Raw genomic sequence first — 20,497 nt, forward strand, 5'->3', positions numbered from 1 at the left:
GACGCGGTGCGCGTATGTCAGGATGGCCGGGTGAAAGGCATCATCCTGGCAGGGGGCGCGGGCACGCGACTACACCCCGTCACCGCCGGGGTGTCCAAGCAGCTCATCCCGGTCTATGACAAGCCGATGATCTATTACCCGTTGTCCACGTTGATGCTGGCGGGGATCACCGACATCCTGGTCATCACGACGCCGCTCGACGCGCCGAGTTTCGAGCGGCTGCTCGGCGACGGATCGCAGTATGGCGTCTCGATCAGCTACGCCCAGCAGCCCTCGCCGGACGGACTGGCGCAGGCCTTCACCATCGGCGCGGACTTCCTCGGCGGCGACAGTGTGGCGCTCGTCCTCGGCGACAACCTGCTGTACGGCCCGGGCCTGGGCACGCAGCTGCAGCGGTTCAACAGCGTCGACGGCGGCGCGATCTTCGGCTACTGGGTCGCCGAACCCTCGGCCTACGGCGTCATCGAATTCGACGATGCCGGGCAGGCGGTTTCGCTCGAGGAGAAGCCGGCGGTGCCCAAGAGCAATTACGCCGTGCCGGGTCTGTACTTCTACAGCAACGACGTGGTGTCGATCGCGCGTGAGCTGAAGCCCAGTGCCCGCGGCGAGTACGAGATCACCGATATCAACCGAACGTACCTGGCGCAGAACCGGTTACGGGTGCAGGTGCTGCCTCGCGGCACGGCATGGCTCGACACCGGGACGTTCGACCAGATGACGGACGCCGCCGAGTTCGTGCGGACCATCGAACGCCGTACCGGTCTGAAGATCGGCGTGCCCGAGGAAATCGCTTGGCGGCGTGGCTATCTCAGCGGTGACGAGCTGCGGGCACGCGCCGAGCCGTTGGTGAAGTCCGGCTACGGCACGTACCTGCTGGACCTGCTGGACAGGGGATACTGATGGCACGCCTGCTGGTCACCGGGGGCGCGGGGTTCATCGGGGCCAACTTCGTCCGCTACGTCCTGGACCACACCGACCATCACGTGACGGTGCTGGACAAGCTGACCTACGCGGGCAACCGGGAATCCCTTGCGGGCCTGCCCGAACAGCGGATGACGTTCGTCCTGGGGGATATCGCCGACGCCGCGTTGGTCGACGAGCTGATGGCGACGACCGACGTCGTGGTGCATTTCGCCGCAGAATCGCACAACGACAACTCTCTGCGTGACCCGGAACCGTTCCTGCACACCAACGTGGTCGGGACGTTCACGCTGCTGGAGTCGGTGCGCAAGCACGGCACCCGGCTGCACCACATCTCGACCGACGAGGTCTACGGTGACCTCGAACTCGAAGACTCCGCCAAGTTCACCGAACGCACGGCCTACAACCCGTCGTCGCCGTACTCGTCGACCAAGGCCGGCAGTGACCTGCTGGTGCGGGCGTGGGTGCGCTCGTTCGGCGTCCGCGCCACAATCTCCAACTGTTCCAACAACTATGGGTCCTATCAGCACGTCGAGAAGTTCATCCCCCGGCAGATCACCAACGTGCTGTGCGGCATCCGGCCGAAGCTCTACGGCGCCGGCCGCAATGTGCGCGACTGGATTCACGTGGACGATCACTCGTCCGCCGTGCTGACGATCATCGAGCGGGGCCGCCTCGGCGAGACGTACCTGATCGGTGCCAACGGCGAAAAGGACAACAAGACCGTCATCGAGATGATCCTGACGCAGATGGGGCAGCCGGCCGACGCCTACGACCACGTCGCCGACCGAGCCGGTCACGACCTGCGCTACGCCATCGACTCGACCAAGCTGCGCACCGAACTCGGTTGGCGGCCAAAGTATGTCGACTTCGCCGACGGGTTGAGTGCCACCATCGCCTGGTACCGCGACAACGAAGCCTGGTGGCGTCCGGTCAAGGATGCCACCGAGGCGCGCTACGCCAACCAGGGTCAGTGAGCGGTGGGCAACCCGTGACCGAATACGGAAAACCGTTGTCCGCCAATGCCACACCGATTCCCGGCCTGACCATCTGGGACCTGCCGGTGCATGGCGACAACCGCGGCTGGTTCAAGGAGAACTGGCAGCGCGAGAAGATGACGGCGCTCGGACTGCCGGATTTCGGGCCCGTGCAGAACAACATTTCGTTCAACGACGCGGCGGGCACCACCCGCGGCATCCACGCCGAACCGTGGGACAAGTTCGTCTCGGTGGCGACCGGCCGGATCTTCGGTGCCTGGGTCGACCTGCGCGACGGCCCGACGTTCGGGGCGGTGTTTACCGCCGAGCTGGATCCGTCGCGGGCGGTGTTCGTGCCCCGTGGGGTCGGCAACGCGTTTCAGACCCTGGCGCCCGACACCGCGTACGTCTACCTGGTCAACGACCACTATTCGCCTGACGCGCAGTATGTTTCGGTGAACCTGGCCGACGAGACGCTGGCCATCGACTGGCCGATTCCGCTCGAGCGCGCCGAGCTCTCGGCCAAGGACCGGACGCATCCGCGGCTGGCGGACATCCAACCGGTCGCACCGCGAAAGACGTTGGTATTAGGCGCCAATGGCCAAGTCGGCCGGGCCCTGCGCGCTGAATACGGTGACGACCCCAGCTTCGAGTTCGTCAACCGCGAGCAGGTGGACCTGTCCGGTGACCTCGAGTCGGGGTTGCGGTGGCAGGACTACGACACCGTCATCAACGCCGCCGCGTACACCGCCGTGGATGCGGCCGAAACCCCGGCCGGGCGAGCCGACGCTTGGGCCGTCAACGTCACCGCCGTTGCGGCGCTGGCCCGTATCGCGACGGCCCGCGGCCTCACTCTGGTGCACATCTCCAGCGACTACGTCTTCGACGGAACCTCCGACTCCCCGTACCGGGAGGACGACCCGATCGCCCCGCTCGGGGTGTACGGCCAGACCAAGGCCGCCGGCGACCAGATCGTCGCGACGGTGCCGCGGCACTACATCCTGCGGACGTCGTGGGTGATCGGGGACGGCCGCAACTTCGTCCGGACCATGGCGTCGCTGGCCGAGCGCGGCGTGGACCCGTCCGTGGTCGACGACCAGGTCGGGCGGCTGACGTTCACTTCCGAGCTGGCTCGGGCGATCCGGCACCTGACCACAACCGGCGCCCCCTATGGGACGTACAACGTCACCGGCTCGGGTCCGGCGACGTCATGGGCGGACATCGCCCGCCGGGTTTTCGAGCTCACCGGCCACGATCCGGCGCGGGTCACGGGCGTCAGCACCGAGGCCTATTTCGCCTCGGCGACCAGCGCGGTGGCCCCCCGGCCGCGCAACAGCGTGCTCGACAACCAGAAGCTGGAATCAGCGGGATTCATATCCGAGGCGGTCGAAGACTCGCTGGCGCGCTACCTGAGCCACTAGCAGCGCGTTCCCGCCAAGCGGACGCTTGCTCGGGTGTCTCGGGGAGTGCCGTGTGAAGATGGACGGACTATGAGCTCTACAGATCTCAGCCCGGCATCCCTGCGCGCGGCGTTCGGCCACTTCCCGATCGGCGTCGTCGCCATCGCAGCCCACGTCAACGGCGAGAAGGTCGGCCTGGCCGCCAGCACCTTCGTGCCCGTGTCGCTGGAGCCGCCGCTGGTGTCGTTCTGTGTGCAGAACACGTCGACCACCTGGCCGAAGCTCAAGGACCTGCCGGCCCTGGGCATCAGCGTGCTGGGCCAGCAGCACGACGCCGCGGCGCGCACCCTGGCAGCCAAGACCGGCGACCGGTTCGCGGGCATGGAAACCGAGTTGCGCGACAACGGCGCACTGTTCATCCACGGCACCAGCGTGTGGCTGGAGACGTCGATCGATCAGCTGGTCCCCGCCGGCGATCACACCATCGTGGTGCTGGCGATCAGCGACATCGTCATCAACCCCGATGTCGAGCCGATGGTGTTCCACCGCAGCGCGTTCCGCCGCCTGGAGGCCTGAGTCAGGGCTTGGCGGCCAGCTCCTGCCGATACTTCGCGACCCGCGCCTCGAGTTCGGCGGCATCGTCAGGCCGCCCTTCCTTACGGGCCAGTTCGGCGCGCAAGGAAAGCTCGCGGATGGCGGTCCGAATGTCGTTGACGCTGTGCGTTTCTGATTGGCCCATCTGGCTGCCTTTCGTCACGGATTGGCTGCCCTTCCGAGCCTACGCTGAAACCTAGCGCCGGAAGAGCTTGTTCCCCAACCAGACGATCGGGTCGTACTTGCGGTCGGCGACGCGCTCCTTCATCGGGATCAGCGCGTTGTCGGTGATCTTGATGTGCTCGGGGCAGACCTCGGTGCAGCACTTGGTGATGTTGCAGTAGCCCAGGCCGAACTCGTCCTGCGCCATGTCCTTGCGGTCCAGGGTGTCGAGCGGGTGCATGTCCAGCTCGGCCACCCGCATCAGGAAGCGCGGCCCGGCGAACGCCTGCTTGTTCTCCTCGTGATCGCGCACCACGTGGCAGGTGTTCTGGCACAGGAAGCACTCGATGCACTTGCGGAACTCCTGCGACCGCTCGACATCCTCCTGCTGCATCCGGTACTCGCCGGGCTTGAGGTCCTTCGGCGGCGCGAAAGACGGGATCTGGCGCGCCTTTTCGTAGTTGAACGACACATCGGTCACCAGGTCGCGCATGATCGGGAACGCCCGCAGCGGCGTGATGGTGACGGTCTCGGCCGGATCGAACGTCGACATCCGCGTCATGCACATCAGCCGGGGACGGCCGTTGACCTCCGCCGAACACGAGCCGCACTTGCCGGCCTTGCAGTTCCACCGCACCGCGAGGTCCGGGGCCTGCGTGGCCTGGATGCGGTGGATGATGTCGAGCACCACCTCACCGTCGTTGACCTCGACCTTGAAGTCGTCGAGACCGCCGCCGGTGTCGTCCCCGCGCCAGACCCGCAGATTGGCTTGGTAGCTGTTGCTCATCGCTAGCTCCGTTCCGGATGGGCGGCCAGTTCGGCGTCGGTGTAGTACTTCTCGAGCTCGGACAGCTCGAAGCAGGCGAGCAGTTCGGCGGGCATGGGCACCTGCTGCTCGGGGGTGACGGTGACGTTCGGAACAAGGGAGTCGCCGGCCCCGTCCATTTGGGCGCTGCACACCAGCAGGATGTTGCGCCAGTCGGCGCTCATCTCCGGGTAGTCGTCACGGGTGTGGCCGCCGCGGCTCTCGGTGCGGGCCAGGGCGGCCTTGGCGACACACTCGCTGACGAGCAGCATGTTGCGCATGTCGATGGCCAGGTGCCAACCGGGGTTGAACTGCCGGTGGCCCTCGACGGTGACGTTGTGCATCCGGCGCTTGAGGTCGTCGAGCTTGAGCAGCGCCTGCTCGATTTCTTCCTTGGTGCGGATGATGCCGACCAGGTCGTTCATCGACTGCTGCAACTCGGTGTGCAGGGTGTACGGGTTCTCGGCGCCGACGTGCTCGTCGAACGGCTCCAGCGCCTCCCGCGCGGCGGTGGTCAGCGCCTCATCGGAGACGACGGGCCGCGCGGGCAATGACTTGACGTACTGCGCGGCCCCGAGGCCCGCCCGTCGGCCGAACACCAGCAGGTCGCTCAGGGAGTTACCGCCGAGCCGGTTGGAGCCGTGCATACCGCCCGAGCACTCGCCCGCGGCGAACAGGCCGGGCGTCCGGGCCGCGCCGGTGTCGGGGTCGACCTCGATGCCACCCATGACGTAGTGGCAGGTCGGACCGACCTCCATTTCGTCCTTGGTGATGTCGACCTCGGCCAGCTCCATGAACTGGTGGTACATCGACGGCAGGCGCTTCTTGATCTCCTCGGTCGGGATGCGCGAGGCGATGTCGAGGTAGACGCCACCGTGCGGGGTGCCGCGACCGGCCTTGACCTCGGAGTTGATGGCGCGCGCCACCTCGTCGCGCGGCAGCAGGTCAGGGGTGCGCCGGGCGGAGTCGTTGTCCTTGAGCCACTGGTCGGCTTCTTCCTCGGTCTCGGCGTACTGGCCTTTGAACACCGAGGGGATGTAGTCGAACATGAACCGCTTGCCCTCGGAGTTCTTGAGCACTCCGCCGTCGCCGCGCACACCCTCGGTGACGAGGATGCCCTTCACCGACGGCGGCCAGACCATGCCGGTCGGGTGGAACTGGATGAACTCCATGTTGATCAGCGTCGCGCCGGCCCGCAGTGCGAGGGCGTGCCCGTCGCCGGTGTACTCCCAGGAGTTCGACGACACCTTGAACGACTTACCGATGCCGCCGGTGGCCAGCACCACGGCGGGCGCTTCGAACAGCACGAACCGGCCCGACTCGCGCCAGTAGCCGAACGCGCCGGCGATGCGGTCCCCGTCCTTCACCAGCTCGGTGATGGTGCACTCGTGGAAGACCTTGATGCGGGCCTCGTAGTCACCCGTCTCGGCGAAATCCTCCTGCTGCAGCGAGACGATCTTCTGCTGCATGGTGCGGATGATCTCCAGGCCGGTGCGGTCACCGACGTGCGCCAGCCGCGGGTAGGTGTGGCCACCGAAGTTGCGCTGGCTGATGCGGCCGTCCTTGGTGCGGTCGAACAGCGCGCCGTAGGTCTCCAGCTCCCACACCCGGTCCGGTGCTTCCCGGGCGTGCAGCTCGGCCATGCGCCAGTTGTTGAGGAACTTGCCGCCGCGCATGGTGTCACCGAAGTGCACCTGCCAGCTGTCCTTGGAGTTCGCGTTGCGCATCGAGGCGGCGCAGCCGCCTTCGGCCATGACGGTGTGGGCCTTGCCGAACAACGACTTACACACCACCGCGACCCGCAGGCCCTGCTCCCGGGCCTCGATGACCGCACGCAACCCCGCCCCGCCGGCTCCGATTACGACGACGTCGTATTCGTGCCGTTCGAGTTCAGCCATGAAATAACTCCAAATTGTCGTGAATAGCGTTGAAAATCAGAACGTTTCGTTGACCACGAAGCTCATCCCACAAACCTGAGGTCGCCCCACCACCCGGCCGACACCGCCATCACGTAGAAGTCCGTGAACATCAGGGTGCCGAGGGTGATCCACGCGTACAGCTTGTGGCGGGTGTTGAGCTTGCTGACCTGGGTCCAGATCCAGTAGCGCACAGGGTGTTTAGAGAAGTGCTTGAGCCGGCCGCCGGTGACGTGCCGGCAGGAGTGGCAGGAGACCGTGTAGACCCACAGCATGATGACGTTGCCCAGCAGGATGATGTTGCCGAGCCCGAAGCCGAAACCGCTGGGCGAGTGGAACGCGACGATGGCGTCGTAGGTGTTGATCACCGAGATGATGACCGCGATGTAGAAGAAGTAGCGGTGCGTGTTCTGGATGATCAGCGGGAACCGCGTCTCACCGGTGTACTTGGCATGCGGCTCGGCGACGGCGCAGGCGGTGGGGGACTGCCACACCGTGCGGTAGTAGGCGCCGCGGTAGTAGTAGCACGTCAGCCGGAACAGCAGCAGGAACGGCAGGGACAGCGCCGCAAAGGGAATCAGTGACAGCGGTCCGTCGGCCGGCAGGATCTGGGGCCAGAACTCGCTGGCCGCACCGCACTTGACGCTCAGGCACGGCGAGTAGAACGGCGTCAGGTAGTGGTAGTCCGCGACGTAGAAGTGGTCCCGCTGGAAGGCGCGCACCGTCGCGTAGATGACGAACGCGGCGAACCCCAGGTCGATGAGAATCGGGGATTTGAGCCAGTTATCGGTCCGCAGGGTGCGCTGCGGTATCTGCGCACGCGTGGGGGAGAAGACGCCGGTCCCGGGACGGTTGGCGGCGGGTGCGCTCACGAAGACAGCCTCGATTTCGGTTGGGGGCAGGGTCTACCTATGAAGTTGTGGGTATGGGCCGGTGATGGGCACGACGGACCGCCGTGCCCATGTCGGTCAGCCGCCGACGCCACCGTCGTGGTCGTGCCAGAACTCGCTGGAGTAGTCGTGATCAGGGATCACGATCTTTTCCTTGGCCGGGCCCTGCTGCTTGATGCCGCGGCTGAATTCCAGCTCTTCGATGTCGATGTCCAGCCGCTCGATGTCGACGGCCAGGCGCTCGGCGTCATTCGCGATGCGGCGGGTGGCGGGGGAGTCCCCGTATTTGGCGGCCAGCGAGCTGACGGACCGACGCAAATTGCCGATCAACTCGTGCAGTTCGGTGAGCTCAGTGGTGGTGGACATCGGGCGACCTCCTTGGGCTGAAGGGTGTCATAAATCACAGTACGACACCGGATGCTAGTCAGATCCGGAGATGAAAGTGAGACAGGTCACGTTTGTGGGGACGGTGTCGGCATGTCGTCGCAGTGGTGGTCGGTACGGTATGACCATGTCCGACGCGGTTCTGGCGCAGCGCGCCGAAGCACTATTGGCCCTGCACCAGCCGGGGAACCCGGTCGTCCTGCCGACCGTGTGGGACGCCTGGTCGGCGAAGCTGGCGGTGTCCGCCGGGTTCGTCGCGCTGACGGTCGGTAGCCACCCCGTCGCCGACTCGGTCGGCAAGCCCGACGGTGAGGGCATGTCGTTCGACGACCTCACCACGCGCGTCAGCCAGATCACCGCGGCCGTCGACGTGCCGGTGTCCGTCGACATCGAATCCGGTTACGGCGAGGCCCCGAGCCGTCTGATCTCCGGACTGCTGGCCGCGGGCGCCGTCGGCCTGAACATCGAGGACACCGTGCACAAGGACGGGGGCCGCATCCGCGACGCGCAGGAGCACGCCGACCTGGTCGGTGAATTGCGCAGGGCGGCAGACGCTTCCGGCGTCCACGTGGTGATCAACGCCCGCACCGACCTGTTCCTGCGCCAGATCGGCGACGAAGCCGACCGGTACGAGCGCGCTGTCCAGCGACTGAAGCTGTGTGCCGATGCCGGGGCCGACTCGCTGTATCCGGTGGGCCGCCACGACGACGACACCTACCGCCGCCTGGCCGCCGACCTGCCGTTGCCCATCAACGCCATCGCGATCCCCGAGTCCGACGACCCCGCGTCGTTCGGTCCGTTGGGGGTCGGCCGCATCAGCTTCGGGCCGTTCCTGCAGCGGGCTCTGGGCACGGTGGCCGCCGACATGCTGGCGCGGTGGCAGTGAGCGACTCCGAGCACGAGCGCGGTGCCGACGAGAACTACGGATTGTGGTGGGCCGCCGGCGTTGCCGCCGCGATCCTGCTGATCATCCTCATCTATCAGGTGGTCCAGACCTCCGAGGAGTCCGAGCAGCCGTCGGGTCCCGTCGGTGACTCCACCGTGCTGACGACGTATCCGACCACCAAGCGGACGACGACCCGAACCACCACCACGACGACCACCACAACCACGACGACGACAACGACGACGACGGAAAGCACGTCGGAGACGTCGACGACGGACGAGACGTCGACGACCACCAGCACGTACACGCCGTCGAGCACCTCCGGTTACGGGACGACGACCACCACGACGACGATCTACAACCCGTACACGACGGCGACCACGGCCCCGCCCGCCGGCGTCGGATAGCTTTCCGCAGGTCTGTGACCCGGACCACTCACTTCACGGGCGTTTGCCGAGGCCTGTGAGAAGAGCGTGACGGTCGATTCACACGCGGCAACACAATTCGCAATATCGGCTCCCTACCTTTTGGGGCATGGACGCGAAGAACCTTGTGGTCGTGGGCCACGGAATGGTCGGCCACCGCCTCGTCGAGGCGCTGCGCTCGCGGGATGCCGCGGGCCAATGGCGCATCACAGTGCTGTCCGAAGAAGCGGACGCCGCGTATGACCGGGTGGGGCTCACGGGTTACACCGAGCACTGGGACCGGTCGAAGCTGGCGCTGCCGGGCAACGGGTATGACGGCGACGGGCTCGTGGACCTCGTGCTGGCCGACAAGGTCGGCGGTATCGACCGCGCCACCAAGACGGTGGTGACTGAGTCGGGCCGCGGCATCGCGTACGACAAACTGGTGTTGGCCACGGGCTCTTACGCTTTCGTGCCGCCGGTGCCTGGTCACCAGCTCGACGGCTGCTTCGTCTACCGCACCCTGGACGACCTCGACGGCATCCGCGCCGCCATGCAGCGATCGGCCGACCACGGCAACAACACCGGTGTCGTCATCGGTGGTGGTCTGCTGGGCCTGGAAGCGGCGAATGCATTGCGCCAGTTCGGCATGCAGGCCCACATCGTCGAGCGGGCGCCCCGTCCGATGAACCAGCAGCTCGACGACGCCGGCGGTGCGCTGCTGGCCCGCATGATCGGCAAGCTGGGCATCTCGGTGCACCTGGATGTCGGCACCGACGCCATCGAGCCGCTCGACGAGGGCATCCGCGTGCTGCTCAGCGACGGCACCCTGATCGACGCCGGCCTGGTCATCTTCGCCGCCGGTGTGCGTCCGCGCGACGAGCTGGCCCGTGACGCCGGCCTGGAGCTGGCCGAGCGCGGCGGCGTCCTGACGGACCTGTCCTGTGTGACAAGCGATCCCGACATCTACGCAATCGGTGAGGTCGCGGCGGTCGAGGGCCGGTGCTACGGCCTGGTCGGCCCCGGTTACACCACCGCCGAGGTGGTCGCCGACCGCCTGCTCGGTGGCGCTGCCGAATTCCCCGAGGCCGACATGTCGACCAAGCTGAAGCTACTCGGCGTCGACGTCGCGAGTTTCGGTGACGCGCAGGGCGTTACGCCCGACTGCCTGCAGGTCGTGGTCAACGACCCGGTGAAGCAGACCTACGCCAAGCTGGTGCTGTCCGACGATGCCCAGACCCTGCTGGGTGGCATCCTGGTCGGCGACGCGTCGGCGTACGGTGTGCTGCGCCCGATGGTCGGTGAGGCGCTGCCCGGCGACCCGCTGGCGCTCATCGCCCCGGCCGGCTCCGGTGACGGCGCAAGCGCTCTCGGTGTGGGCGCCCTGCCCGACGCCGCCCAGATCTGCTCCTGCAACAACGTCACCAAGGGCGACCTGTGCGGTGCGATCGAAGGCGGTTGCTCCGACGTCGCCGGCCTGAAGGCCTGCACCAAGGCCGGAACGTCCTGCGGCTCTTGTGTTCCGCTGCTCAAGCAGCTGCTGGAAGCGCAGGGCGTCGAGCAGTCCAAGGCACTGTGCGAGCACTTCCCGCAGTCGCGGGCCGAGCTCTTCGAGATCATCTCGGCCACCGAGATCCGGAAGTTCTCCGGCCTGATCGAGAAGTTCGGCACCGGAAAGGGTTGCGACATCTGCAAACCCGCCATCGCCTCGATCCTGGCGTCGACCAGCAGCGGCCACATCCTCGACGGCGAACAGGCCGCCCTGCAGGACTCCAACGACCACTTCCTGGCCAACATCCAGAAGAACGGCAGCTACTCGGTGGTGCCGCGCGTCCCGGGCGGTGACATCACGCCGGAGCAGTTGATCCTGATCGGCGAGATCGCCAGGGACTTCGGGCTTTACACCAAGATCACCGGTGGCCAGCGAATCGACATGTTCGGTGCCCGGGTGGACCAGCTGCCGGAAATCTGGCGGCGGCTGGTCGACGGCGGCATGGAGTCCGGGCAGGCGTACGGCAAGTCGCTGCGCACCGTCAAGAGCTGCGTCGGTAGCGACTGGTGCCGCTACGGCCAGCAGGATTCGGTGCAGATGGCCATCGATCTGGAGCTGCGCTACCGCGGCCTGCGGTCGCCGCACAAGATCAAGATGGGTGTCTCCGGCTGCGCCCGGGAATGCGCCGAGGCCCGCGGCAAGGACGTCGGCGTCATCGCCACCGAGACCGGCTGGAACCTGTACGTCGGCGGCAACGGCGGTATGACGCCCGCCCACGCGCAGCTGCTGGCCGGCGACCTCGACGACGAGACCCTCGTCCGCTACATCGACCGGTTCCTGATGTTCTACATCCGCACCGCGGACCGGCTGCAGCGCACCGCCCCCTGGGTCGACCAGATGGGCCTCGACCACGTCCGCGACGTCGTGTGCAACGACTCTCTCGGTCTGGCAAGCGAATTCGAAGCCGCCATGGAACGGCACGTCGACGGCTACTCCTGCGAGTGGAAGGGCGTGCTGGACGACCGCGCGAAGCTGTCGCAGTTCGTCTCGTTCGTCAACGCCCCCGATGTCGCCGACCCGACCATCGAGTTCACCGAACGCAACGGCCGCAAGGTGCCGATCGGCATGCCCACCGTCCCGCCCGCCAAGAGTTGATCAGGAGGACACGATGACGCTCAACGACCTTTCCGAAGTTACGCAGTACCAGGACCGTTCGGAGTGGACCGCGGTCTGCTCGTACCACCGGCTGGTGCCGGGGCGCGGCGCCGGTGTCCTGCTGCCGGACGGCACGCAGGCGGCTCTGTTCCGCCTGCACGACGGCTCGCTGTACGCCGTCGGCAACATCGACCCGTTCTCCGGTGCTGCCGTGATGTCCCGTGGACTCGTCGGTGACCGCGCGGGCCGGGCCTGCGTGCAGAGCCCCATCAAGAAGCAGGCCTTCGCGCTGGATGACGGTGTCTGCCTTGATGATCCTTCGGTGAGCCTGCCCGTCTACCCGATCCGGGTGTGGGCCGGGCTGGTCGAGATCGGCCCGCTGGGCGTCGACGTGGCGGCATAAGTATCGAATGTTGGCTTGTGTTCGAGGATTCGCGAGATTCTCGAACACAAGCCAACATTCGTCAGCAAGTCGATACGAGCTTGTGCACAGCGGACATCTTCATCACCAGGCGACGATCGTTTGGCAGCCGACGAAAGCCGAATTGCTCGTAGTACGGCACGAGGCGTTCGCTCTCCGCGTCGACGACCAAGAGCTGGAAGGATGCCTGGGCGTGAACAGTGGCTGCGACGTCAAAGACCTGCTGTACTACCTGCTTTCCGACTCCATTCCCCTGGAGGTTGGAGCGCACACCCATTTGGGCGAGCAATAGCCCTGTTGCCTGGCCGTTGGCATCCCCTGATTGGCGCAGTCTCGACGAAGTTCCTTCGAGACTGACGATGATGTGCTTGAGGGCGAAGAACGCCACAATATCCCCGTTGTCGGAGACGCATAGGTGGGTACGAACTCGCCCGGCGTTTTGCTCGTCTAAGGCATTCGCGCCAAACCACTTGTCAACTGAAAGCAGACCGGTTGTGAACGTCGACACGTTGTGGCGTCCGGCTAGAAGCTCTACGCGCGACCATGCTGGTGTCGTCAACGCAGCGCTTCAACCGCCCGCGCAACGATCTCGTCCTCATCCTTGTCGAGTTCGTCAAGGATCGCTGGGTTCATGACCACAACATTGGGGTGCAAGACACGTTCATTGACAGCAACTTCGGCTCGGAAATATTCGGCCATCGCTTCGTCTGGAATGGCCTTGCGGAACGCGCCGGGCTCGTAGTGGTCCATCCATGGACGCTGGGAGTGTGTCAGATTCCAGAGCTCGGTGCTTGACCAGTCTTTGTACCGGTCCCACACGGCGTCGAGAAACGCGCGCGCATCACGCGGCACGGTGGTGAAGTTGCACTCCGTACTGGCCGGAGCAATCACAGAATCTGCGAAGGCTGAGTATGCCTTTAAGACTCGGTACACCACAGGCCCGTTATCAAAAGCCTCCACCGACGCAGAAAAGAGCCGATGACCGGTTGAAGCCAGATAGTTGGCCTGCGCCAGATACAGCAATTTCTGGAGCTTAAGTTGCGTCACGTCGGGCTTGGGTCGGGCGGCATCGAGCGTGAGGATGTAGCGCGCGACTTGCGTCGCGTCCAGGTCATATGAAAATTCTGGCTTCGCTATTGCATCGGCCACGGCTGCACCTCCTTCTCGGCCGTCGTATCGATTGTACTCAGCGGCTCTGACAGCGGCTCCCGGTTATTCATGCGTGTGTCGGCCGGCCGCTCATCGCGAGCAGCTGTTGTCCTCGATGGTCTGCAATACCCAGTACGCCGTGAACTCGAAGATCAGCGCGATCTCCGCGATCAGCACCGCATGATTGAAGCCGTCGAGGACCAGGTGCAGCACCACGGCGGTCACCAAGGTGGCGGCCATCAGCAGTGAGATCGCCTGGTATGCGCCACGGTAACGACTTCCACAAGCCGGCGCGGTGCCGAACGCCGAGCTGAACACCGTCAGCACGATCGCGGCGAACATGACGGCCGCGGCGATGCTGTGGGCGTTGATCCGGAACCAGTCGGGCGCCACGATCAGCACCGCCACGCCGGTCCCGAGCACCGCACGCTGCAGCCACTTCGCGGCGGCACCCAGCATGGTGCCGGCCGGGCTGGGCCGGAACAACAACCACGACGCGGCGCGTGAACCGGCAAGCACCACCGCGACCGTCCAGGCGTTGAAGAGCACGGCCGATCCGGTCGTGACGGCCACGGGATCAGCTGTGCCGCACTGCAGTACGGGCCGCGTCGTGGGGACGACGGCGATCACGAAGGCCAGCACGCCGGCCAGGTTGAGCAGGGTGTTCTCGGTATCGCTGGCACCCTGGTAAACGATGAGCATGGCACCGATGGCGAACAGCACTCCGATGAACACGGCATGCGCGGTGGTGAAGTAGTAGGCGCTGATCGAGGTCTGCCAGCACGTGGCGTTCGCGCGCTCGACGGCGAGCGCCGCGCCCAACAGGACGGCCATGACCACCATGCCGCCACGGAGAAACCGGTAGGTGTCCAGCGCTACGTCGTTGCCCGTCCGCTTGGCCATGTCTCCAGTATGGGCCGCGATATCCCCCACGAATGGGCGGTACCCGTTGAGTTTCGGCGGAAAACCTACGCAGCCAGTGACAACCGGGCTGTCCGGAACCGGTGCGCCACCAGCTTTGCGACGCCCGGGTGCCGGCCCAGCGGGTCGGTCACCACGTCGGCGCCGCACGTGTACAGCCGGTCCTGAAAGAGGCCGTCGGCCAACAGGTACGACGCCACGGCCACCCGCTCGGCACCGCGCCGACGCAACCGGGCCACGACATCGCCCACCCAGTACGTGCCACTGATCGCGAACGCGAGCTCGACACGGCTGCCCAGCGTCGCGGACAGCATGGCGCACGTCCGGCGCAGGTCGCCGGCGGCGCGCGGGTCCGAGGTCCCGGCAGCGGCCAGCACCACGGAATCCGATGGACGCCAGCCCGATTCGATCAGCCGGTCGGCAAGGACGCGGACCATTGCGGTCGAGGGCCCGAGCGCCGGTGTCACCGTGACATCCCGGTGGCCGCTTTCGGCGATACCGGCGGGGATGTCCTGGTGGACGTGGTACCCCGACGACAAGAAGGCCGGAACGACCACGGCCGGGCCGTGCGGCAGCCCCGACAGCACCTCGGCCGGTGTGGGTCCGAGGACGTCCACGAACGCGGTGTGCACGCGACGGTCCAGCAACTGGCTGACCTGCTCTGCCAGGTCACCGATCATCGCGACACCTGAACCCTTGCGGGTGCCGTGCGCGACCAGGACGGGGTTCACAGCGCACCCACCGAGTAGTCGTCGACCGCGAGCCGGTAGCCGCGTTTCACCACTGTCGCGACGATCTCCTTGTCGCCCAAGGTGGTTCGCAGGCGCAGCACCGCTGTCTCGACGGCATGGGTGTCCGAACCGCTACCCGGCAGCGCGGCCAGCAGTTCCTGCCGTGACACCACCGCGCCGGGCCGCAGCGCCAGCGCACGCACGATGGACATCCCGGCCGGAGACAGATCTTTGACCACACCGTCGACCACGACGCAGGTGCCCCGGATCTCGAGATCGTGGCCGGCAGCCCGCAGCTTCCGGGTCTGCAACACCGGCAGCTCGTCGGCGATGTGGCGAGCCAGCGCGCCCAGGCGCATGCGCTCGGGGGCGGAGGTCGGCACACCCAGCCGAGCCAGCGGCCGCGCCGTCACCGGGCCGACGCACATGGCGTGCACCTGGCTCCGGAACGCTTCCAGCACTTGATCATTGATGCCGAGTTCGGTCGCGCGCATGAGGGTCGCCGCCACCGCGGGCGCCGAGGTGAAGCTGACGGCGTCGAGCCGGCGCTCCGCGATATCGCTGACCAGTGAGTCGAAAGCACCGCCGGACGGCACCGGCTGCCACCGGTAAACCCTGATCGGGACGACGTCGGCGCCGGCGCGGCGCAGTTCGTCGAGAAACTCGGGAAACGGGTCCCACTCATCCGTGGCACCGTGCAGCTGAACGGCGATCCGCATGCCGGAAATGCCACCCTGCAACAGGTAGCCCAGCACCTCGCGCGACGACTCGGAGTCGGGTGACCACTCCTCGGGCAGGCCGGCTGCCCGCAGCGCGCCGGTGGCCTTGGGGCCGCGCGACACGATGCGGGCGCGGCTGAGCGCCTCGGTCAGCTCGCCCGATACGCCCCAGTCGTCGGCGGCGGACATCCAGCCGCGGAATCCGATGCCGGTCGTGGCGATCAGGACGTCGGGCGGCACTTCGAGCAGCGCCTGGGTATTGGTGCGGAGCTCGTCATCGTCGGGCAGCGGCACCATCGAGATGGCAGGGGCGGCAATCACCGTCGCGCCACGGCGGCGCAGCAGGGTGCACAGCTCATCGGCACGTCGTGCGGAGGTCACCGCCACCCGAAATCCGGTGAGCGGGGCCCGTTCGGGATCACTCATGCGTTCAGTGAAGGGACAACGTGTTTCCGGCTGGTTACCCAGCCATTGCTCAGCGGTGTCGCCAACCCGGAAATGGTGACGTTTGCGTCACATGCCGCGCTGAGCTGGGCATTTGCGATCCAAAACCTCACAAGCCCTCACCAGACGTCGCCCTCACGCCAGTCGCAGGTGATATCGGCGGTGGTGTCGACCTCCACCGAGACCGGCAGCACGAACAGCGAATGATCGTCTTCGGGCGTGCGATTGAGACCGGCCGGCGCCAGCACGGACGTCGTACCCCGCCACGGCAACCAGCCGCGCGCGGTGTAGATCGGGCGTCCCGCATCCGAGGAACTCAGCGCGCCGATCTCGTAGGCACCGCGGATCACCTGCTCGACGGCATCCAGGACCGCCGTGGCCAGCCCCTGGCCCCGCCAGTCCTCGCGGACCGCAACGGCTTCCACGTAGCCGCAGCGCAGTGCGGTGTTGCGGTACATGAGCCGGCGCTGCACGACGGCGCCGTGCGCGATGATCGCGCCGTGGCGGCAGATCAACGCGTGCATGCCACCCAGTGAGTGCTCCCAGTCGGCATCCGAGAAATCGCCGTCGTAGGCGTCGATGACCATCTGCCGCGCACCCTCGCGGGTCTCGGCATCGAGATCAGCGGTGTGGACCAGTCGCGCCGTGTGAACGTTGTGTACGCGGGTGAGATCCGTGGGGTGCACCCCCTCGTTCTACCAGGATTGCGCAGCCCGCGCTGGTGCCTGTGCGGGTTCAGGCGCCGAACGGTTGACGCGGCCTGGACCAGTGCATGCGCACGTGCTGTCCGGGCCGGATCTGCCCCACCTTGTCGATGTCGTGGTCGGCGACGACACCGATCACCGGGTAGCCACCGGTGACCGGATGGTCAGGTCCGAGGATCACCGGTAAACCGTTGGGCGGCACCTGAATTGCGCCCCTTGTCGCGCCCTCGCTGGGCAGCTGACGGTCGGGCCAGCGGTGTTGCAGTGGCCGCCCGTTCAGCCGCATGCCGACGCGGTCGCTGCGATCGGTGACGATCCACTCCGTGTGCACCAGGGCATCGGGGTCGACGAACCAGTCGTCACGCGGACCGGGGACCACCAGCAGTTCCAACAGGTCCTCTGCGATGGCCGCCACGGGCGCCTGATCCAGCTCAGGGAACTCGGCGGTGTGCTCACCGATGGTCAGCATGTCTCCGACCTGCAGCGGCCGCGGGCCGATCGCGGACATCACGTCGTAGCTGCAGGATCCGAGCACGCGGTCCACTTTGAAACCGCCGCGGACCGCCACATAGCTGCGCATGCCGGTGTGGGGTGCACCCAGCGAGATGACGTCACCGTCATGGGCGTAGTGGATGCTGTTGGTGCCGAAGAGCTTTCCGTTCGCAGACGGGTCGGCGTCGGCGCCCGTGACGGCAACCGCCACGCCCTCTTTCCCGCCACCGTGGACCCGGGCGGAGAAACCGCCGAACGTCACCTCGATGGTGGCGCGATCGTTCGGGTTGGCCACCAGCCGGTTGGCCAGCGCGTGCGAGCGGCGATCGGCGGCGCCCGAGCGGCTGACGCCCATGTGGGCCAGGCCGGGCCGGCCCAGATCCTCGACCAGCGCGAGCGGGCCGGTCTTCAGGATTTCGAGTGTTGCGGTCATGGTCGCGCTCCTAACCGATCGCCCGGAATTGCACGTGCATACCCGGAATCAGCAACGCCGGCTGCTCCCGCTCGAGGTCCCACAGCGTGGCGTCGGTGCGGCCGATCAACTGCCAGCCGCCCGGGGTCTCCCGCGGGTACACGCCGGCGAACTCTCCGGCCAGCGCGACCGAGCCGGCCGGGACCCGGGTGCGCGGTTCACTGCGCCGCGGCACCTGCAGTCGCTCGTCGCCACCGACCAGATAGGCGAATCCGGGCGTGAAGCCGCCGAACGCGACGCGCCACAGCGATCCGGTGTGGGCGGCGATAACCTCGTCGGGAGCCAGCCCGATCAGCTTGGCGACTTCCTCGAGGTCCATCCCGTCGTACACGACGTCGATGGTCACGTCGGGTTGCTGCGGGGCGCTGGCCTCGGAGTTGTCGAGCTCCTTGAGGTGCAGCTTCGACAGCCGCTGTGCGGTCGGAATCTGATATCGCGGTGCGGCGAGCTTGATCAAAATGGTCCGGGACGCCGGGACGATGTCGAGCACGCCGGGCAAACCCGCGGTGCGCAGCGTGTCGGTCCACGCCAGCACCTCGGCGGTGCTGTTGAATTCCAGGAGCAGCGCCTGGTCGCCGTAGTCGCGGATACTGCCGAGCGTTGGCGATGTTGCCGTGTCAACGTCTTGAACTGTGACCGTCATCACCCTAACCTACCCGCGGGTAGCCGCTAATTAACGCGTCCTTAAGCACTCGCCAGAAGAGCCTTAACGAGCGCTCAGACAGCAAATTCGTACGTCGGTTCATGGCGCTTGATGTAGCTGATCACCCGGTACGTCACCGGCAGGAAGATCACCTCGACGGCGGTCTTGTACAGCCAGCCCTGTCCGGTGTAGATGACGAAGTCGTGGACGGTGCTGATGCCGATGGCGTTGGCGGCGATGGCGCAGAACACCAGCGTGTCACCGAGTTGCCCGGCGAACGTCGAGCCCACCAGCCGCGCCCACAGGTGCTTCTCCTTGGTGCGCTCCTTGATGGCCACCACGACCCACGCGTTGATGGTCTGCCCCACGATGAAGCCGGCGAGCCCGGCGATGATCAGCTGCGTGTACGAGTGCACGACGTTCTCGAAGTGCGCCTGGTTCGGGTAGAAGTCGGCGGCCGGCAGATAGATCGTCGCCCAGAAGGTCAGGGCGGCAAGGATGTTCATGGCGAAGCCGAGATAGATCGCGCGCCGCGCGGCCTTGAAGCCGTACACCTCCGACAGCACATCGCCGATGATGTAGGTGAGCGGAAAGACGATGAAGCCGCCGTCGGTGATGATCGGACCGAAGGCCACACCCTTGGTGGCGGTGACATTGGAGATGATCACCAGCGCCGTGAACACCGCGATCAGGACCGGATAGTAGGCCGATCCGACCTGCGCGAAGCGGGCGTGCTGTTCGGGGCGCTCGGCGACGGTCACGTCGAACATCTTGGCAGGCAGGGCAGCGAGTGCAACCTCAGGCCAGCGCCGCGGTCAGCAAGGGCGGCAGCTGATCGGCCACGGCGGGGTAGGACAGCACCGAGGCGAACGTGATCGCCGCGGACAGGTCCTTGTTGGGGAAGACGATCCGGTTGGCCTTGGCCTGGCTCAATTGTGCGACCGTCGGGTCGGCCAGCACCGCGGGCCGCTGTTCGTCGGCATCGAGCGTCCAGATCAGTACGTCCGCGTCGCGGAGCGCCGTGGCGATCTGGTCGCGGGGCACGAAAGCGTGTTGCCCCTTGGTGAACGAATCCAGGCCGCCCGGGATCGAAATGCCCATCTCGGTCAGGAAGTCGGTGCGCCAGCCCGCCGGTGTGATCTCGATGCCGTCCGCGGTCGGAAGACCGTTGACGATCAACATCTTTCGGCCGTTGAGTCTCGGGTTGGCCTGGCCTGCGCCGGTGAACTTCGCATCGACGCCGTCGATGAGCCGCTTCATGTCGTCGGCCTTGAAGACGGCCTGGCCGATGACGGTGGCCTGCTCTTTCCAGGGTTCGAAGAAGGCGTCCTGGCCGGACTGGGCGATTGTCGGGGCAATCGCCGACAGCTTCTTGTAGGTGTCGGCGTCCAGTCCGGCGTTGGTGGCGATGATGAGATCGGGCTTCAGTGCGGAGATTTTGTCCACCTGGATGCCGTCGTTGAGGTTCAGGACGGCAGGCTGGGCCGGCCCCAGCGCAGGCTGGGCCCACGGCCACACCGCGAATGGCTGGTTTCCGAACCATTCGGTCACGGCGATCGGCACGACGCCGACGGCAAGGAGTTCGTCCTGCCCGGTGAGGCCGGCGCACACCACGCTCTTCGGTGGTGCCGGAACCCGTGTGGAGCCGAACGCGTGATTGATCGTGACCGACCCGTCGCCGGCGACGGTGCCCGAGGCCGGCGGCTTGGAGCACGCGGCGACGACCGCGGCGCCGGCCGCACCGGCGGCCAGTGCCAGGAAGCTGCGGCGCGAACGGATCGGGTGCACGTCGTGAGTCTCGCATCTGCCCCGGGG

Annotated in this window: 23 protein-coding genes; 8 read left to right on the forward strand and 15 right to left on the reverse strand. The window is 66.5% G+C overall.

The features are described 5' to 3' along the window. Positions 1-30: 30 nt before the first annotated feature. The 4 genes from rfbA (at position 31) to ACJEIK_RS01395 (ending at position 3,874) form a co-directional block, all read left to right on the forward strand. A complete protein-coding gene (rfbA, locus tag ACJEIK_RS01380) occupies positions 31-900 on the forward strand; it encodes a glucose-1-phosphate thymidylyltransferase RfbA (RefSeq protein ID WP_409430908.1) in 870 nt (289 codons plus the stop codon). After that, positions 900-1,898, forward strand: a complete 999-nt coding sequence (rfbB, locus tag ACJEIK_RS01385) for a dTDP-glucose 4,6-dehydratase (RefSeq protein WP_409430909.1) — start codon at positions 900-902, stop codon at positions 1,896-1,898. The genes rfbA and rfbB overlap by 1 nt, the downstream gene beginning before the upstream one ends. Positions 1,899-1,912: 14 nt before the next feature. Next, the gene (gene rfbD / locus ACJEIK_RS01390) at positions 1,913-3,319 is read left to right on the forward strand and encodes a dTDP-4-dehydrorhamnose reductase (RefSeq protein WP_135356773.1); all 1,407 of its coding nucleotides are present in this window, start codon (positions 1,913-1,915) and stop codon (positions 3,317-3,319) included. Between the two features lie 69 nt (positions 3,320-3,388). Next, a complete protein-coding gene (locus ACJEIK_RS01395; protein WP_020103512.1) occupies positions 3,389-3,874 on the forward strand; it encodes a flavin reductase family protein in 486 nt (161 codons plus the stop codon). A 1-nt stretch (position 3,875) separates the two neighbouring features. Here ACJEIK_RS01395 and ACJEIK_RS01400 read toward each other — a convergent pair whose 3' ends face one another. The 5 genes from ACJEIK_RS01400 to ACJEIK_RS01420 all read right to left on the reverse strand — a co-directional run bounded on the left by ACJEIK_RS01400 (position 3,876) and on the right by ACJEIK_RS01420 (position 8,031). Next, the gene (locus ACJEIK_RS01400; RefSeq protein WP_204158310.1) at positions 3,876-4,037 is read right to left on the reverse strand and encodes a hypothetical protein; all 162 of its coding nucleotides are present in this window, start codon (positions 4,035-4,037) and stop codon (positions 3,876-3,878) included. 51 nt (positions 4,038-4,088) lie between these two features. Further along, entirely contained in the window at positions 4,089-4,841 is a 753-nt protein-coding gene (locus tag ACJEIK_RS01405; RefSeq protein WP_029121197.1) for a succinate dehydrogenase/fumarate reductase iron-sulfur subunit, read from the reverse strand. Between the two features lie 2 nt (positions 4,842-4,843). Further along, positions 4,844-6,757, reverse strand: a complete 1,914-nt coding sequence (locus ACJEIK_RS01410) for a fumarate reductase/succinate dehydrogenase flavoprotein subunit (RefSeq protein ID WP_133425853.1) — start codon at positions 6,755-6,757, stop codon at positions 4,844-4,846. Positions 6,758-6,819: 62 nt separating this feature from the next. After that, positions 6,820-7,647 (reverse strand): hypothetical protein, encoded by an 828-nt coding sequence (locus tag ACJEIK_RS01415; protein WP_133425854.1) that lies wholly within the window; start codon positions 7,645-7,647, stop codon positions 6,820-6,822. Positions 7,648-7,743: 96 nt separating this feature from the next. Continuing rightward, entirely contained in the window at positions 7,744-8,031 is a 288-nt protein-coding gene (locus ACJEIK_RS01420) for a hypothetical protein (RefSeq protein WP_409430910.1), read from the reverse strand. A gap of 145 nt (positions 8,032-8,176) precedes the next feature. Here ACJEIK_RS01420 and ACJEIK_RS01425 point away from each other — a divergent pair, with 145 nt between their 5' ends. From ACJEIK_RS01425 to nirD, 4 genes are all read left to right on the forward strand, one after another. After that, positions 8,177-8,935, forward strand: coding sequence for an isocitrate lyase/phosphoenolpyruvate mutase family protein (locus ACJEIK_RS01425; RefSeq protein WP_064859868.1), 759 nt, complete (start codon positions 8,177-8,179; stop codon positions 8,933-8,935). Further along, entirely contained in the window at positions 8,926-9,342 is a 417-nt protein-coding gene (locus ACJEIK_RS01430; RefSeq protein WP_409430911.1) for a hypothetical protein, read from the forward strand. Before ACJEIK_RS01425 ends, ACJEIK_RS01430 begins: the two co-directional genes overlap by 10 nt. Before the next feature lie 127 nt (positions 9,343-9,469). Then, entirely contained in the window at positions 9,470-11,986 is a 2,517-nt protein-coding gene (gene nirB / locus ACJEIK_RS01435; protein ID WP_138247713.1) for a nitrite reductase large subunit NirB, read from the forward strand. Between the two features lie 13 nt (positions 11,987-11,999). Continuing rightward, a complete protein-coding gene (gene nirD / locus ACJEIK_RS01440) occupies positions 12,000-12,389 on the forward strand; it encodes a nitrite reductase small subunit NirD (protein WP_061001460.1) in 390 nt (129 codons plus the stop codon). 61 nt (positions 12,390-12,450) lie between these two features. On the opposite strand, the gene ACJEIK_RS01445 is transcribed toward nirD, so the two are convergent. From ACJEIK_RS01445 to ACJEIK_RS01490, 10 genes are all read right to left on the reverse strand, one after another. Next, positions 12,451-12,915 (reverse strand): GNAT family N-acetyltransferase, encoded by a 465-nt coding sequence (locus ACJEIK_RS01445; protein WP_162563372.1) that lies wholly within the window; start codon positions 12,913-12,915, stop codon positions 12,451-12,453. A 47-nt stretch (positions 12,916-12,962) separates the two neighbouring features. Then, a complete protein-coding gene (locus tag ACJEIK_RS01450) occupies positions 12,963-13,556 on the reverse strand; it encodes a Panacea domain-containing protein (RefSeq protein WP_061001462.1) in 594 nt (197 codons plus the stop codon). A gap of 90 nt (positions 13,557-13,646) precedes the next feature. Beyond that, positions 13,647-14,459 (reverse strand): hypothetical protein, encoded by an 813-nt coding sequence (locus tag ACJEIK_RS01455; protein WP_409430912.1) that lies wholly within the window; start codon positions 14,457-14,459, stop codon positions 13,647-13,649. 65 nt (positions 14,460-14,524) lie between these two features. After that, positions 14,525-15,208: a sirohydrochlorin chelatase gene (locus tag ACJEIK_RS01460; protein WP_293015110.1), complete on the reverse strand. Its 684-nt coding sequence runs from the start codon at positions 15,206-15,208 to the stop codon at positions 14,525-14,527. Continuing rightward, positions 15,205-16,353: a uroporphyrinogen-III synthase gene (locus ACJEIK_RS01465; RefSeq protein ID WP_293015107.1), complete on the reverse strand. Its 1,149-nt coding sequence runs from the start codon at positions 16,351-16,353 to the stop codon at positions 15,205-15,207. Before ACJEIK_RS01465 ends, ACJEIK_RS01460 begins: the two co-directional genes overlap by 4 nt. Positions 16,354-16,490: 137 nt before the next feature. Further along, the gene (locus ACJEIK_RS01470; RefSeq protein WP_409430913.1) at positions 16,491-17,057 is read right to left on the reverse strand and encodes a GNAT family N-acetyltransferase; all 567 of its coding nucleotides are present in this window, start codon (positions 17,055-17,057) and stop codon (positions 16,491-16,493) included. A gap of 49 nt (positions 17,058-17,106) precedes the next feature. Then, on the reverse strand, positions 17,107-18,000 hold the full coding sequence (locus tag ACJEIK_RS01475) for a 5-oxoprolinase/urea amidolyase family protein (protein WP_064859863.1): 894 nt from the start codon (positions 17,998-18,000) through the stop codon (positions 17,107-17,109). A 10-nt stretch (positions 18,001-18,010) separates the two neighbouring features. Next, positions 18,011-18,682 carry a 5-oxoprolinase subunit B family protein gene (locus ACJEIK_RS01480; protein ID WP_064859864.1) on the reverse strand — a complete coding sequence of 224 codons (672 nt, stop codon included), beginning with the start codon at positions 18,680-18,682 and terminating at the stop codon, positions 18,011-18,013. A gap of 74 nt (positions 18,683-18,756) precedes the next feature. After that, positions 18,757-19,452, reverse strand: a complete 696-nt coding sequence (locus ACJEIK_RS01485; RefSeq protein WP_064859865.1) for a queuosine precursor transporter — start codon at positions 19,450-19,452, stop codon at positions 18,757-18,759. Between the two features lie 28 nt (positions 19,453-19,480). Then, the gene (locus tag ACJEIK_RS01490; protein ID WP_064859866.1) at positions 19,481-20,470 is read right to left on the reverse strand and encodes an ABC transporter substrate-binding protein; all 990 of its coding nucleotides are present in this window, start codon (positions 20,468-20,470) and stop codon (positions 19,481-19,483) included. Between the last annotated feature and the right edge of the window lie 27 nt (positions 20,471-20,497).

It is taken from the genome of Mycobacterium sp. SMC-16 (assembly GCF_046250085.1).
GTDB classification, from domain to species: domain Bacteria; phylum Actinomycetota; class Actinomycetes; order Mycobacteriales; family Mycobacteriaceae; genus Mycobacterium; species Mycobacterium phocaicum.

Bases quoted from the DNA above. Each gene is read 5' to 3' on its own strand.
- rfbB (WP_409430909.1), top strand. From the start codon at position 900: ATGGCACGCCTGCTGGTCACCGGGGGCGCGGGGTTCATCGGGGCCAAC.
- ACJEIK_RS01395 (WP_020103512.1), top strand. From the start codon at position 3,389: ATGAGCTCTACAGATCTCAGCCCGGCATCCCTGCGCGCGGCGTTCGGC.
- ACJEIK_RS01400 (WP_204158310.1), bottom strand. From the start codon at position 4,037: ATGGGCCAATCAGAAACGCACAGCGTCAACGACATTCGGACCGCCATC.
- ACJEIK_RS01405 (WP_029121197.1), bottom strand. From the start codon at position 4,841: ATGAGCAACAGCTACCAAGCCAATCTGCGGGTCTGGCGCGGGGACGAC.
- ACJEIK_RS01410 (WP_133425853.1), bottom strand. From the start codon at position 6,757: ATGGCTGAACTCGAACGGCACGAATACGACGTCGTCGTAATCGGAGCC.
- ACJEIK_RS01420 (WP_409430910.1), bottom strand. From the start codon at position 8,031: ATGTCCACCACCACTGAGCTCACCGAACTGCACGAGTTGATCGGCAAT.
- ACJEIK_RS01425 (WP_064859868.1), top strand. From the start codon at position 8,177: ATGTCCGACGCGGTTCTGGCGCAGCGCGCCGAAGCACTATTGGCCCTG.
- nirB (WP_138247713.1), top strand. From the start codon at position 9,470: ATGGACGCGAAGAACCTTGTGGTCGTGGGCCACGGAATGGTCGGCCAC.
- nirD (WP_061001460.1), top strand. From the start codon at position 12,000: ATGACGCTCAACGACCTTTCCGAAGTTACGCAGTACCAGGACCGTTCG.
- ACJEIK_RS01455 (WP_409430912.1), bottom strand. From the start codon at position 14,459: ATGGCCAAGCGGACGGGCAACGACGTAGCGCTGGACACCTACCGGTTT.
- ACJEIK_RS01465 (WP_293015107.1), bottom strand. From the start codon at position 16,353: ATGAGTGATCCCGAACGGGCCCCGCTCACCGGATTTCGGGTGGCGGTG.
- ACJEIK_RS01475 (WP_064859863.1), bottom strand. From the start codon at position 18,000: ATGACCGCAACACTCGAAATCCTGAAGACCGGCCCGCTCGCGCTGGTC.
- ACJEIK_RS01480 (WP_064859864.1), bottom strand. From the start codon at position 18,682: ATGACGGTCACAGTTCAAGACGTTGACACGGCAACATCGCCAACGCTC.
- ACJEIK_RS01485 (WP_064859865.1), bottom strand. From the start codon at position 19,452: ATGTTCGACGTGACCGTCGCCGAGCGCCCCGAACAGCACGCCCGCTTC.